This window comes from Methylocystis sp. JAN1 (assembly GCF_052186135.1).
GTDB lineage: Bacteria > Pseudomonadota > Alphaproteobacteria > Rhizobiales > Beijerinckiaceae > Methylocystis.
This window is the reverse complement of sequence record NZ_CP181499.1, coordinates 264,907-277,746: the sequence shown is the minus strand read 5'-3', so window position 1 is coordinate 277,746 and position 12,840 is coordinate 264,907. Positions and strand designations below refer to the sequence as shown.

Annotated in this window: 14 protein-coding genes; 10 read left to right on the top strand and 4 right to left on the bottom strand. The window is 66.3% G+C overall.

From position 1 onward, the window contains the following. The first annotated feature begins 31 nt into the window (after window positions 1-31). From cobS to ACNHKD_RS01265, 5 genes are all read left to right on the top strand, one after another. Window positions 32-1,030 carry a cobaltochelatase subunit CobS gene (gene cobS / locus ACNHKD_RS01285; protein ID WP_442755327.1) on the top strand — a complete coding sequence of 333 codons (999 nt, stop codon included), beginning with the start codon at window positions 32-34 and terminating at the stop codon, window positions 1,028-1,030. Between the two features lie 26 nt (window positions 1,031-1,056). Then, window positions 1,057-1,383: a hypothetical protein gene (locus tag ACNHKD_RS01280; RefSeq protein WP_442755326.1), complete on the top strand. Its 327-nt coding sequence runs from the start codon at window positions 1,057-1,059 to the stop codon at window positions 1,381-1,383. Between the two features lie 159 nt (window positions 1,384-1,542). Continuing rightward, the gene (locus ACNHKD_RS01275) at window positions 1,543-2,628 is read left to right on the top strand and encodes a CorA family divalent cation transporter (RefSeq protein WP_442755325.1); all 1,086 of its coding nucleotides are present in this window, start codon (window positions 1,543-1,545) and stop codon (window positions 2,626-2,628) included. A 182-nt stretch (window positions 2,629-2,810) separates the two neighbouring features. After that, window positions 2,811-3,942, top strand: a protein-coding gene (prfB, locus tag ACNHKD_RS01270; RefSeq protein ID WP_442755324.1) for a peptide chain release factor 2 whose coding sequence is annotated in 2 segments (ribosomal slippage) — window positions 2,811-2,879 and window positions 2,881-3,942 — 1,131 coding nt in all. Because the reading frame shifts where the segments join, the coding sequence is not laid out codon by codon here. Window positions 3,943-4,106: 164 nt separating this feature from the next. Further along, on the top strand, window positions 4,107-5,660 hold the full coding sequence (locus tag ACNHKD_RS01265; protein WP_442755323.1) for a hypothetical protein: 1,554 nt from the start codon (window positions 4,107-4,109) through the stop codon (window positions 5,658-5,660). Between the two features lie 3 nt (window positions 5,661-5,663). Here the strand turns inward: ACNHKD_RS01265 and ACNHKD_RS01260 are convergent, their stop codons facing one another. From ACNHKD_RS01260 to ACNHKD_RS01250, 3 genes are read right to left on the bottom strand one after another with little or no spacing between them, the layout of a single operon-like run. Next, window positions 5,664-6,056: a PIN domain-containing protein gene (locus tag ACNHKD_RS01260; protein WP_442755322.1), complete on the bottom strand. Its 393-nt coding sequence runs from the start codon at window positions 6,054-6,056 to the stop codon at window positions 5,664-5,666. Next, window positions 6,056-6,292 carry an antitoxin gene (locus ACNHKD_RS01255; RefSeq protein WP_442755321.1) on the bottom strand — a complete coding sequence of 79 codons (237 nt, stop codon included), beginning with the start codon at window positions 6,290-6,292 and terminating at the stop codon, window positions 6,056-6,058. The genes ACNHKD_RS01260 and ACNHKD_RS01255 overlap by 1 nt, the downstream gene beginning before the upstream one ends. A 45-nt stretch (window positions 6,293-6,337) precedes the next feature. Beyond that, window positions 6,338-7,828 (bottom strand): peptidoglycan DD-metalloendopeptidase family protein, encoded by a 1,491-nt coding sequence (locus ACNHKD_RS01250; RefSeq protein WP_442755320.1) that lies wholly within the window; start codon window positions 7,826-7,828, stop codon window positions 6,338-6,340. 193 nt (window positions 7,829-8,021) lie between these two features. Here ACNHKD_RS01250 and ACNHKD_RS01245 point away from each other — a divergent pair, with 193 nt between their 5' ends. Then, window positions 8,022-8,339 (top strand): hypothetical protein, encoded by a 318-nt coding sequence (locus tag ACNHKD_RS01245; RefSeq protein WP_442755319.1) that lies wholly within the window; start codon window positions 8,022-8,024, stop codon window positions 8,337-8,339. Window positions 8,340-8,360: 21 nt separating this feature from the next. Then, complete coding sequence (msrA, locus tag ACNHKD_RS01240; protein ID WP_442755318.1) at window positions 8,361-9,011, top strand: peptide-methionine (S)-S-oxide reductase MsrA; 651 nt, start codon at window positions 8,361-8,363, stop codon at window positions 9,009-9,011. Window positions 9,012-9,016: 5 nt separating this feature from the next. Here the strand turns inward: msrA and mepA are convergent, their stop codons facing one another. Further along, window positions 9,017-9,925 (bottom strand): penicillin-insensitive murein endopeptidase, encoded by a 909-nt coding sequence (gene mepA / locus ACNHKD_RS01235; RefSeq protein ID WP_442755317.1) that lies wholly within the window; start codon window positions 9,923-9,925, stop codon window positions 9,017-9,019. Window positions 9,926-10,078: 153 nt separating this feature from the next. On the opposite strand from mepA, the gene ACNHKD_RS01230 reads away from it, so the two are divergent. The 3 genes from ACNHKD_RS01230 to ACNHKD_RS01220 all read left to right on the top strand — a co-directional run bounded on the left by ACNHKD_RS01230 (window position 10,079) and on the right by ACNHKD_RS01220 (window position 12,826). Continuing rightward, window positions 10,079-10,663: a L,D-transpeptidase gene (locus tag ACNHKD_RS01230; protein WP_442755316.1), complete on the top strand. Its 585-nt coding sequence runs from the start codon at window positions 10,079-10,081 to the stop codon at window positions 10,661-10,663. Between the two features lie 217 nt (window positions 10,664-10,880). Next, window positions 10,881-12,371 carry an NAD(P)/FAD-dependent oxidoreductase gene (locus ACNHKD_RS01225; protein WP_442756806.1) on the top strand — a complete coding sequence of 497 codons (1,491 nt, stop codon included), beginning with the start codon at window positions 10,881-10,883 and terminating at the stop codon, window positions 12,369-12,371. Window positions 12,372-12,373: 2 nt separating this feature from the next. After that, complete coding sequence (locus ACNHKD_RS01220; protein ID WP_442755315.1) at window positions 12,374-12,826, top strand: GtrA family protein; 453 nt, start codon at window positions 12,374-12,376, stop codon at window positions 12,824-12,826. The last annotated feature ends 14 nt before the right edge of the window (window positions 12,827-12,840 follow it).

Sequence of the window (12,840 nt, the reverse complement as noted above, 5' to 3'; positions counted from 1 at the left end):
CGATTGCCCGCCCGCCAGACGGAGGACGATTTTGGTCGAAGAAGTTAAATCCGGCTCGGGCCTCGAAAGCGTTCCGGACATCAAGGTTCCGGCGCGCGAGGTTTTCGGTATCGACACGGATCTCATTGCGCCGGCCTTCTCCGAGCGCAACGAGCATGTGCCGGACATCGACCCCGATTATCTCTTCGACCGCCAGACGACGCTCGCCATTCTCGCGGGCTTCGCGAAGAACCGCCGCGTGATGGTCACGGGCTATCACGGCACCGGAAAGTCGACCCATATCGAGCAGGTGGCGGCGCGGCTCAACTGGCCTTTCGTGCGCGTCAATCTCGACAGCCATATCTCCCGCATCGACCTCGTCGGCAAGGACGCGATCGTGCTCAAGGACGGCAAGCAGGTCACGGAGTTCCGCGACGGCATCCTGCCCTGGGCGGTCCAGCACAATGTCGCGCTCTGTTTCGACGAATATGACGCGGGCCGCCCGGACGTGATGTTCGTCATCCAGCGCGTGCTGGAAGTGTCGGGCCGTCTGACGCTCCTGGACCAGAACCGCGTCATTCGCCCGCATCCCGCCTTCCGCCTGTTCGCCACCGCCAACACGGTCGGCCTCGGCGACACGTCGGGCCTCTATCACGGCGTCCAGCAGATCAATCAGGCGCAGATGGACCGCTGGTCCATCGTGACGACGCTCAACTATCTGTCGCATGACGCGGAGACGAACATCGTCGTCGCCAAGGTGAAGTCCTACGGCGCGAGCAAGGAAAGCCGCGCCGTCGCCGACAAGATGGTGCGCGTCGCCGACCTCACCCGCAACGCCTTCATGGCCGGCGACCTCTCGACGGTGATGAGCCCGCGCACGGTCATCACCTGGGCCGAGAACGCCGACATCTTCAACGATGTCGGCTTCGCCTTCCGCCTCACCTTCCTGAACAAATGCGACGAGCTGGAGCGCCCGCTGGTCGCCGAATTCTACCAGCGCTGTTTCGGCAAGGAGCTGCCCGAGAGCGCGGTGAATGTGGTGATGACGTGACGCGGTTGGCGTAGTAAGCTTAAGCCATGGCCGACGAACCGGATAATCTCGTTCTTGAACTGCTGCGGGGACTCCGCGCCGACGTGGCGGATACGCGCGTCGGGCTTCTCGGCGAGATCAATGCGCTGCGCAGCGAACTCAAGAGCGACATGCACTCGCTGCGCGCCGATGTGGCGTCCGACCTTCTCGCCATGCAGGCGAAGAACGACGCGGAGCACAAGGCGACGCGCGAGCAGATCGTCGGCATGCGGCGCGCGGTGGTGGAGTATCATTCCGCCGTGCCCGGCCATGGCGCGCTCATCAGCGATCTCGAGGCGCGGGTGCGCCGGCTGGAGCAGAAGGTCGGCGTCTGAGACGCATAGCCGATTACGGTTTCGCCATCGCTCTTGGCGACGACGGAAGGCGGCTGAGCCGTCATCCGCCTGTCATGTTTCCGCATGTCTTAGGAGCGGGGGCTCGCGAAAGTGAAAACGGGCGGCGTGACATAGAGCGGATCAACCGAAGCGCAGACCATGATCCCGGACCGACTTAAAGACGCGCTCCACCCCGGCATACCCGGCTGTCTCTGGATCATCCGCTTCGACGCGCAGGGACGCGCCGAGCCCGGGAATGCGGCGGATGTCGAGACGCTGGGCCAGACCCCGGAGGGCTTCGTCTGGCTGCATATGGATTTGACCGACGTGCGCGCGCGGCCCGTCATCGGCCGCCTCGCTGTCCTCTCCGGCAGCGCCCGAGAGGCGCTCTGCGACCGGCTGGACCACCAATATCTCGAATATTCCGAAGGGCTGTTGAGCGGAGCTCTGCTCGACCAGGAGCGCACGCTCGCCGGCCCGGCCTCGCGCACGGATTTCCTGCGCTTCGCGATTGGCGAGCGCTTCGTCGTCACGGTGCGCCGGCGCCCCATGAGCTGCGTCGAGGCGGCGCGCGTGGCCATCGGACGGGGAACCTCGGCCGAATCGCCGCTTGCGCTCTTCGAGCTCATGGCGACCCATCTCGTCGACGAGCTGAGCCGCATGGCCAATGAGGTCGGCGCCGCTTTCGACCGCACCGAGGATCTCATCATCGACGGGTGCGGGCGCAAGGCCCGGCCGGTGCTGGGCGCCGGAAGGCGCGACGCCGTGCGCCTCGCCCGCCAGGTCGGCGGCCTCGTCTCGACGCTCGCGCGGCTCGAGGACATAGACGACGACCCCGACGATGCGCGGGACAACGAGCTGCGCGAAATGGCGGCGCGGCTTGTGCAGCATACGGAATCGCTCGGGCGCGACATTCAGGCCCTGCAGGACCGCGCCCGCCTGCTGCAGGACGAGCTGAACGCGATCCTGAACCTCGAAACCAACGACCGGCTCTATGTGCTGACGGTTGTGACGACCCTGCTGCTGCCGGCGACCTTCGTCACCGGCTTCTTCGGGATGAATCTGAAGAACCTGCCTTTCGCCGAGAGTGACGAGGGCGTTGTCTACGCCACCGTCGTCTGCGTCGTGGCGGCAGGGGCCATTCTGTTGCTGATGCGCCGTTGGGGCCTGACCGACTCGGAGGGCTCCGAGGAAAGCCGGCCGCGCGACGCTCCGCCGCCGCCCCCGGCGGAGGGGGGATACTGACCAGGGCAATCGACCGCCGACCTCCCCGTAAAGGGGAGGCATGGGGCGGCTAACCTCCAAGATGGTCATTCACCTGCTCGCCCTGGGGGATACTGACGCGCGTCCTTTACATGCGCCTCCGCGCCGAATAGGTTCCGCCCGCTTTAAGGGAGCGCCGCTCCCGCCAGACCGAAAGAACGTCCATGCGCGCCGAGCCGCTTGCGCTCAAAGAACAGATCGAGCAGTCGGTGGGGCTGCTGAGGAGGCATCTTTGACGTCGAGACCGCGACCCGCCGTCTCGCCGAGTTGAACGTCAAGGCGGAAGACCCCGGTTTCTGGAACGATCCCGAAGAAGCGCAAAAGCTCATGCGCGAACGCACCCAGCTCGAAGAGCAGATGGGGGCGGTCGACAAGCTCGCGCGCGACCTCGACGATGCGGTGACGCTCGTCGAGCTGGGCGAAGAGGCCGGCGACGCGGACACGGAGAAGGAGGGCGTCGAGGCGCTCAAGGCCGTGCTCAAGGAAGCGCAGACCCGCCAGATCGAGGCGCTGTTCTCGGGCGAGGCCGACGCCAACGACACCTTCATCGAAATTCACTCGGGCGCCGGCGGCACCGAAAGCCAGGACTGGGCGCGCATGCTCTTCCGCATGTACGCCCGCTGGGCCGAGCGCAAGAAGTTCAAGGTCGAGGTGATCGAGGAGACGGCCGGCGAAGAGGCGGGCATCAAGTCCGGCACGCTGCTGGTCAAGGGCCACAACGCCCATGGCTGGGCCAAGACCGAGTCGGGCGTGCATCGCCTCGTGCGCATCTCCCCCTTCGACTCGAACGCCCGCCGCCATACGAGCTTCGCGTCGGTCTGGGTCTATCCGGTGGTGGATGACCGGATCGAGGTGAACATCAACGAGTCGGACTGCCGTATCGACACGTATAGATCCTCCGGCGCGGGCGGCCAGCACGTCAATACGACGGATTCGGCCATCCGCATCACCCATATCCCGACCGGCATCGTCGTCGCCTGTCAGGCCGAGCGCTCCCAGCATAAGAACCGCGCCACGGCCTGGAACATGCTGCGCGCCCGCCTCTATGAGCTGGAGCTCGAAAAGCGCGAGGCGGAGGCCAACAAGGCGGCCGCCAGCAAGACCGACATTGGCTGGGGCCACCAGATCCGCTCCTACGTTCTGCAGCCCTATCAGCTCGTGAAGGACCTGCGCACCGGCGTCACTTCCGGCACGCCGCAGGAAGTGCTCGACGGCGATCTCGACGACTTCATGCAGGCCTCGCTGGCCCAGCGCATCTATGGCGGCGGGCCGGAGAAGGTCGAGGACGTGGAGTAGGCAAGGCCCTTCCCTGTCCCTCCCCCGCTTTCGCGGGAGAGGGACAGGGAGGGGGCCGCGCGCCACCCTTCAAGACAATCGAAATCAATCACCCCTACGATCCGCGCTCTGTTTATTCAGGCGCGCGTCGCAGTTTCCACGCGCCCCTTTCTTACCGGTGGCGCATGTCTCACGAGCAGCTTTCCCTTCCGCGTTGGTCCGCCGCCTCGGCGGCGCTCGATATTTCCAACGCAAGGCTGCTTTCCGCCCTGCTTCTCGCCGTCGTCCTGCCGCTTGCGATCTTCGCTTCGCGCATCGAGCCCGCGCCGGCGCTCGCGCTTTTCGGCGCCTCGGGGCTTCTCGCTTTTCTCCTCTCCACCGGTTTCGCGCCCGGCGCGCTTCTTTCCGCGCGCGTCGATTGGCGGCTCTATGGGGGCTGCCTCGCCGGCGCCCTCGCGCTGTGCTTCGTCAGCGGCGAGGGACATTTCTTTTTCAGCCCCTATGACTGGTTCTTCCGCGACGCCGTGCTCGCCGACGTCACGCTGAACAAATATCCGGTCTTCTATCATTATCAGGGCGGCGACTTCCTTCTGCGCGCGCCGCTCGGCATGTATATGGCGCCGGCGCTCATCGGCTGGAGCCAGGGCCTTCATGCGGCCCATTACGCGCTTATGGCGCAGAACGCCTTCCTGCTCGGGACGATTCTCTATTTCTCGGCGCGGCTCGCGGGCGGCTCGGCCTTCCGCTTCCTCGCGCTCCTGATGCTGTTCAGCCCGGTCGACATCCTTCCTCGCCTCGTCCAGAACTACATCGAGTCCTTCGAGAGCGGCGCGTTCGCGCTTCAGCCGCATCTGATGTTCTGGAACAAGCTGGTCTTCTATTGGGGCCAGATCCCGTCCTTCTTCTGGGCGCCCAATCACGCGCTCGCGGCCTGGATTTTCGCGGTCCTGCTCTTCCTCGAAATCAGGCGCGAGATCGACATCGCCTATCTTGCCCTCGCCTTCCTCGTCCTGCTGTTCTGGTCGCCGCTCGCCATGATCGGCGCAGCGCCTTTCCTCGTCTGGCGGGGCGCGCGCAATCTCTCATGGGGCTTGCTCGACAGGCGCAACGCGCTCGCCTTCGCGGCGGCGCTGCTTCTGGTCCCGCTCGCCTTTTTCCTCAGCCTCGACGCCGGCCGCGTCACCCGCGAATGGCTGTTCCTGCGCGAGGATTTCTGGTTCTGGTACGCCCTGCTGCTCGTCTTCGGCCTGCCGCAGGCCTGGATTCTGATCGCCCGCTGGTCGGAGGTCGCCGAGTGGGAAAAAGGCGCGGTCGGCCTCGCCATCGCGCTCCTCGTCGTCATGCCCTTCTACCGGATCGGCGTGACGATCTACGAGAACGACATGACCATGCGCTGCGCGCTGGCGCCCTGGTTCATCCTGGCCTTCGGCTTTTGCGGCATGGCGCAATCGCGCATGGATCGCGGCGTCGCGCCGGGGACGGCCGCGACCGCCGTGATTCTGCTCTCGGCCTTCACCGGTTTCTTCGAAATCCGCCGTGGTCTCCTGGACCCGAGCTACGCCATCAATGACTGCAACCTGCTCACCGCGACGGACAAGATCACGCCCGGCTCCCTGCTTTCGAACTATCTCGCCCGAGCCGAGAAAGCGCCCGACTGGTTCGTGAAGGATACGGAGGCGCGGCTTGTGATCGAGGATCGGGTCTGCTGGCCCGGCTACGCCCGAACGGAGGGACGCTGATCCTCAGGCGCCCCAGTTTTCCAGCACGAGGCCGGGAAGGTCCGCGAAATCCTGCGGCGCGAGGGTGACGAGGGTGCGTCCTTCCGCGATGGCCTGGGCGGCGACCATGCGGTCCAGCATCCGGCGGCGCTTCGGCTCGACGCGGCGCAGCATTTCGCCGAAGGTCTCGGCCGCCTTCCGGTCGAAGGGCAGAATGTCGATATTTTGTCCCAGCAGCGCAATATTCTCGATAAGCCGGGCGCCCTTGCCGCTCGCCATCGCGCTCAGCAGCTCGCTATAGACGATCGCCGAAATGGCCACGTCGCCGACCGAAAGGCGCGAGAGCTTGGCGAGCGTGGCCATCTCGCCGCTCGCGACGGCGAAGACGGTCGTGGCGTCGAGGAGGTAGCGCGCCATTAGTCGCCCGCCGCCCAGTCGCGCTTCGGCGGCTTGAACTCCAGGCGCTCCACGAGCGGCGGCGGCGCGAGGGAGAGGCGGGCGACGATCGTCTTCATGTCGAGCCGCGCCGGCGTGATCATGAGGCTCTCGCCCTGCCGGGTCACGACGACCTCCGCGCCTTCGGGAAAAGCGATCTCGCGGGGCAGGCGCACCGCGAGGCTGTTGCCGGATTTGAAGACCTTGGTCGTCGCCATGGGCTGCAACGTTCCACTCGGCGCGATGATTGTCAATATCCGTATCTACTGGATAATGCCGCCCAGCGCCGACGCAGCCTTCAGGAAGCGCGACGGGTCGACGGCCTCGCCGTCCATGCGCACTTCATAATGGAGATGCGGCCCGGTGGAGCGGCCCGTCGAACCGACGCGGCCGACGACCGCGCCGGGCGCGACCTGCTGGCCCGCAACGACATGGATCGCCGAGAGGTGGCCGTAGCGGGTCGACAGTCCGCCGCCATGGTCGATCTCGACAAGATTGCCGTAGCCGCCCTGCGGGCCGGCGACGCTGACGGTTCCGGCGGCCGTGGCCTTGACGGCGGCTCCATATTCCTCGCGCAGATCCACGCCGCTATGCAGCGCGGGCCGGCCGAAGAAGGGGTCGGTGCGATAGCCGAAGGTCGAGGTCATCTGCAATTCGCCCGCAAGCGGCTTGCGCAGCGGCGTCATGGGCAAGGCGCGGCGCAAGCCGTCGAGCGTCGCGACGGCGGTCTGCGCGGCGGCGAGGTCGCGCTCGAAAAGCCCGTCCATCGCCTTGGGCGTCGCCGCGACGAAGGGGCCGCCGACGGCGAGGCTCGCATCCTTGCCGCGGCTCTCGCGGCTCCCGGGGATGAAGCGCTCCACCGGCAGGCCGGCGATGTCGAAGGCGTGACGCAATCGGGTCGCGGCCTCTATGGCGGGGCGGACGATGCCGGAGAGGCGGCGGGCCTGGTCGCGCTCGATGCGGTCGAGCGACCTTGCGAGGCTTTCCAGCCGCGCCGGCATGGGGGCGCCGGGATCGGCCGCATGCGCGAGGGTCGCCGTCGACGCGGCCGGCGCAGCCTGGGAGGTGTCGATCGGCACGAGTCCTTCGCGCTTGGGCGCGGCGTTGGGCGGGGCGAGCGGCAGCGGCTTCGGGTCGTCGCCGAGCCGCAGATCGAGCCCCTCGGGCTCCGGCTTGCCGGCATAGCCCAGCGGCGCCTCCTCCAGCGCGCCTTTCGGCGTGTTCGGCGTCGCTCGCGCGGCCACGGGAGCCTTGGCGAAAGGCAGCCCGGCCTTGAGGGCGTTGAGCGCCGATGCGGGCGCCGCCTCCGCTGCGCGGGGCGCCGGCGGAAGCTGCGTGACGCCCGCGTCGCGCGATATGGTCCGCTCGAGGAGCTGGGCGACGACGGCGGCGCGCGTCTCCAATTGCGCCTGTCGCATCACGAGGCTTTGGACCTTCCCCTCGACGCCGTCCTGATCGATGAACTGGCGGCTGGCGACCTGGTCGAGGCGCAGGCGCAGGGCGGCGATCCTGTCCTCATAGGCGTATTGCATCTGGGTCTGGCGCTCGAGGAGGCTCGCAAGCAGCTCGTCGCGGAACATCAGATAGCCGGCGGCGCCGACGATGGCGGTCGCGGCGAGGCCGACGACGGCGCCGGCGGCGGCAAGGGCTGCGGGCGAGAGCCGGAAATTGCGGCTCTTGTGGCCGCGCGACACCTGAAGGATGAAATCGCCGGACGCGTCGACGAAATGATGGGACTGATTACGATGGCGCATTGTCATTTCCGGCGGGGCGCGCGGCCCCTTTGAACCCAAGCGGAAATTGCGTTGCCCGTTCGCATCTTCCGGTCTCAGGCGCCGATCAGAACCCATTAAGGTTAACGCTTCCCCAAGGCGCATGATTTCGCGGCCCCAACGCGCGGCGCGCCCTGCGTGGACAGCCGGAAATCATGCGCTTATCTTTACGCCGATGTTGCGCCTTCTCACGCGATTCCTCGGATTTCTGCTGCTGGCGGTCGGCTTCATGGCGCTGATCGTCGACGGCACGCGCTCGATCGCCGGCGGCGGGCTGATGGTCACCACGCTGCGCCGCGGCGCGTCCGAGGCCTTCCCCGGCCTCTATAACGGGCTGGAGGCGAGCGTGTCGGCCAAATCGGCCTTTCTTTGGGACCCGATGCTGACGACGCTGATGCTGCTGCCGGTCAGCGTCGCGCTTGGAGGGCTCGGCGCGCTGCTGATCATTTTCAGCCATAAGCAGGAGGCGACGAATCGCTATTGGCGCCGCTGAGACGCGCCTTATCTTTGCGCCATGTCCATCTTCGACAAGCTCGATCTCGCCCGCCGGCTCGGCCCCATCCCCGACCGCGCGGAGGCAGTCCCGCACGGCGTCAGCCATTTCGTCAACGGCCATCCGCTCGATCCGCCCTTTCCGCTCGGGACCGAGGAGGTTCTGTTCGGCATGGGCTGCTTCTGGGGCGCGGAGCGCAAGTTCTGGCAGGCGGGGGAGGGCGTTTACGTCACCGCCGTCGGCTATGCGGGCGGGACGACGAAGAACGCGACCTATGAGGACGTCTGCTCGGGCCGCACCGGCCATGCCGAAGTCGTCCGCGTCGTCTTTTATCCGGCCGTCCTCCCTTTCGAGGCGCTGCTGCGCATCTTCTGGGAGAGCCACGATCCGACGCAGGGCATGCGGCAGGGCAATGATGTCGGCACGCAATATCGCTCGGCGATCTACGCGACGACGCCGGAGCGGCTCGCGGCTGCGGAGGCCTCCCGCACCGCGTATCAACAGGTGTTGACGCGCGCGGGATACGGGCCGATCACCACCGAAATCAAAGCCGCGCCGCCCTTCTATTACGCGGAAGGCTACCACCAGCAATATCTCGCCAAGAACCCGGGCGGCTATTGCGGGCTGGGCGGCACGGGCGTGGCATGCCCCGTCGGGACCGGCGCGGCATAGAGCCTCTACTGCGCCTTCAGCACGTCCCTGCACGCCGCCGGCAGCGCGGCCATGGTCATGGGCGGCCAGCTCTTGGTCGACTTCTTGGGATGCAGCGCCTCGTCGGTGAACCACCAGGCGAGCGACTGGTCGCAGCCGTCGCCGGCGGGCGTCGGGTCCTGATCCCGGCAACTCGAGCCGTCGGGACAGAAGAGACGGATGTGGAAGTGGTAATTATGCCCGAACATCGGGCGGATCTTGCGCATCCAGCTCTCGCCCGCGGCCTCGCGGCACATGGCGCGCTTGATCGCGGCGTTGACGAAGATGCGCTGCACCTTGGGGTCTTGGGCGGCGGCGCGGATCACGGCGAGATGTCCCTCCGTCCAGACGTCGGACTTCACGTCGAGCAGATCCTCGCGCACCATGTCGGTCGCCGACATCTCCTCCCGCTCGGCCCGGGTCAGCTCGCGGTTCGGCATCGGCGTTAACCATATGTCCGCATCGAGGCCGATCTGGTGGGAGGCGTGGCCTGTGAGCATCGGCCCGCCGCGCGGCTGCGACATGTCGCCGATGAGCAGCCCCGGCCAGCCCGAGGCGGCGGCCGCCCTTGCGGAGAAGCTTTCGAGAAACTTCACCAGAACCGGATGGCCCCAGTTGCGGTTGCGCGACAGGCGCATGACCTGCCAGTGCGGCCCGTTGACCGGCAATTGCTCGCCCCCGGCGAGGCAGCCCTTGGAGTAGAAGCCGATCGGATCGGGACCGAGCGGCGCGCTTTCGCGCGCGCGGCCGAAGAGCTCCTTGGCGGGCGTCGACGGGTTCGAAGGGTTGGCGAGCGGCGGGAGCGGCTTGGGGTCGAGCGTGCCCCTGTCCTGGGCGGCCGTCCCCCCGGCGAGCGTCAGCGTCAGAATCGCCGCTGCAAATGTCAATGCGCGCATTGGTTTTTTCCTGCGGAGGCCCGAATTTTCACGCCTTGGTCAGGCTCCTTAGCCAATCGTTGCGGGTCAACCTTACCGTTTCATTTACGTTGCCGGTCAGGGTCGGTTGCGCCACAATCTCGGCAGTTCCAGTTTTTCGCGTCGGAGTTCGTCATGCGTTTGAAGCTCGCCCTTTTGGCGTTGGCCGCCTTTTTCGCCTCGATCGGCCTCGCTTACGCCACCGCCAATATTCACATCGATTTGTCCACCCAGACCATGCATGTCGATTCGAGCGAGGGCAGCTATGCCTGGCCGGTCTCGACCGCCCGCGCCGGCTATTCGACGCCGCGCGGCTCCTATGCGCCGACGGGCATGGAGCGGATGCATTATTCGAAGAAGTACCACATGTCGCCCATGCCCTATTCGATCTTCTTCCGCGGCGGCTACGCCATCCACGGCACCTACGCCACCGGCGCGCTGGGCAGCCCGGCCTCGCATGGCTGCGTCCGCCTGTCGCCCGGCAACGCCAAGCGTCTTTACGAGATCGTGCAGTCCGAAGGCGGCAGCATTTCGATCACCGGCGCCCCGCCTTCGGGCGGCGCCCGTTACGCCCGGGCGCACCATCGCAACGCCGCACGCTACGCCAGCCTGCGCCACGGCCGTCACGCCCACGCCATGGCCTATGCCCCGATTCGTCATTCGCATCGCGACACGGTGCGCGGTTGGCAGGCGGAGCCTTTCGCGGCGCCCTATTACTGAGGGCGCGCCGGCGGCTGTGGAGGTCGCCTTCGATTTTCCATCGGAAACGCGCTCCGGGAAAAGGCGCGGCCTTGGTGAACGCGGAAGCCAAAGCTTATCCTTAACGTAACCGCCCATTAACGGCTCTTGCCCACAATGCCTGGAAAGCGGAGCCATTGTGGGGCCGCTCGCGACAAGGGTCCCCGGCTGCGACGCGGGGCCCGAATTCAGGGCCGGCATGGGCGACATTATCGAAACCATCATCATCGGGGCCGGTCCTGCCGGCCTCACGGCGGGCTATACGCTTGCGAAACATGGGCGCGACGCGCTGGTGCTGGAGCAGGACCCGGTCTATGTCGGCGGCATTTCGCGCACGGCGAGCTACAAAGGCTTTCTTTTCGACATTGGCGGCCATCGCTTCTTCTCGAAGTCGAAGGAAATCGTCGATCTGTGGAACGAGATCCTGCCCGACGACTTTCTGGAGCGGCCGCGCCTGTCGCGCATCTATTACCGGGGCAAATTCTACGCCTATCCGCTGAAGGCTTTCGAGGCGCTGAAGAATCTCGGCCTCTTCGAGAGCGCGCTGTGCATGGCGTCCTTCGCCTACGCCAAGGCGTTTCCGGTGAAGGAGCCCAGAACCTTCCATCAATGGGTGCGCAACCAGTTCGGCGAGCGCCTCTTCGGCATTTTCTTCAAGACCTACACCGAAAAGGTGTGGGGCATGGGCTGCGACGAGATTTCAGCCGACTGGGCGGCGCAGCGCATCAAGGGCCTCTCGCTCGGCGCGGCGATCGTCGACGGCCTGCGCCGTTCGCTCGGCCTGCGCAAAAACGCGGCGGGCGCGAAGACGCTGATCGAGTCCTTCCGCTATCCGCGCCGCGGCCCCGGCATGATGTGGGAAGCCTGCGCCCGCAAGATGCAGGAAATGGGCGGGCGCCTGCTCATGGGCCGTAGCGTGGACGGCCTTCACTATGACGAAGCGTCGAAGCTCTGGACGGTGCGCGCCAAAAGCGAGAGCGGCGAGGTCGAGACTTTCCTCGCGCGCAACGTCATGTCTTCGGCGCCGATGCGCGATCTGATGAACGCCGTCGAGCCTCGCCCGATGAGCCTCTTCAACGCGCGCGGCCTCAAATATCGCGACTTCCTCACCGTGGTGCTGATCGGCCGTCCGCAGCAGGAGTTGCCGGACAACTGGGTCTATATCCACGATCCGTCGGTGAAGGTCGGCCGCGTGCAAAATTTCCGAAGCTGGTCGCCGGAGATGATCGCGGACGGCGTCTCGACCTGCCTTGGCCTCGAATATTTCTGCTTCGAAGGCGACGGCCTGTGGGCTGCGCCGGACGAGGAGCTGATCGAACTCGCCAAGCGCGAGATCGGCCAGATCGGCTTGATGAACCCGGAAGACGTGAACGACGCCTGCGTCGTGCGTCAGGCCAAGGCCTATCCGGTCTATGACGAGACCTATGCGCAGAATGTCGAGACGATTCGCCTCGAAATCGCGTCCCGCTTCCCGACGCTGCGCTGCATCGGCCGCAACGGCATGCACAAATACAACAATCAGGACCATGCGATGATGACCGGCATGCTCGCCGCGCTCAACATCGTTCGCGGCGAGGAAGTCTTCGATATCTGGCAGGTCAATGAAGACGCCGAATATTCGGAGGCGGGCGTCGAGGGCGCCGTCGAGGCGCTGGCGAGCGAGCGGCTGGTTCCGCGCAAGGTGGCGTGACGATGGCGCTGCTGACGGAAGGGCAAAGCGCGCTCGCCCGACGGCTGACGCCAGCGCGATTGCTGCGCTTCCTGCGCGACATGATCCGCTATGCGGCGGCGAGCGTCTTCGCGCTGGCCCTCGATTACGGCGTGCTGATGATGCTCACCAAGGGCTTCGGCGTCGGCTATCTGCAGGCGGCGGCGGCGGGTTTCCTTTCAGGCCTCGCGCTCATCTATCTCCTGAGCGTCCGTTTCGTCTTCGAGGGCCGCCGCGCGCGGGCGCCGCGCGTCGAAATGTTCGGCTTTCTGGCGACGGGCGTCGTCGGCCTCGGCCTCACCGAAGCCCTGATGCATGTCTTCGTGGGCGAACTCGGCCTGTCGCTGACGCTCGCCAAGATCGCGACGGCGGGCTTCGTCTTCATGTTCAATTTCGTCACGCGCCGGGGCCTCTTGTTCAAGACGGCGCCGGCGTGACTTTCCAAGCGCCG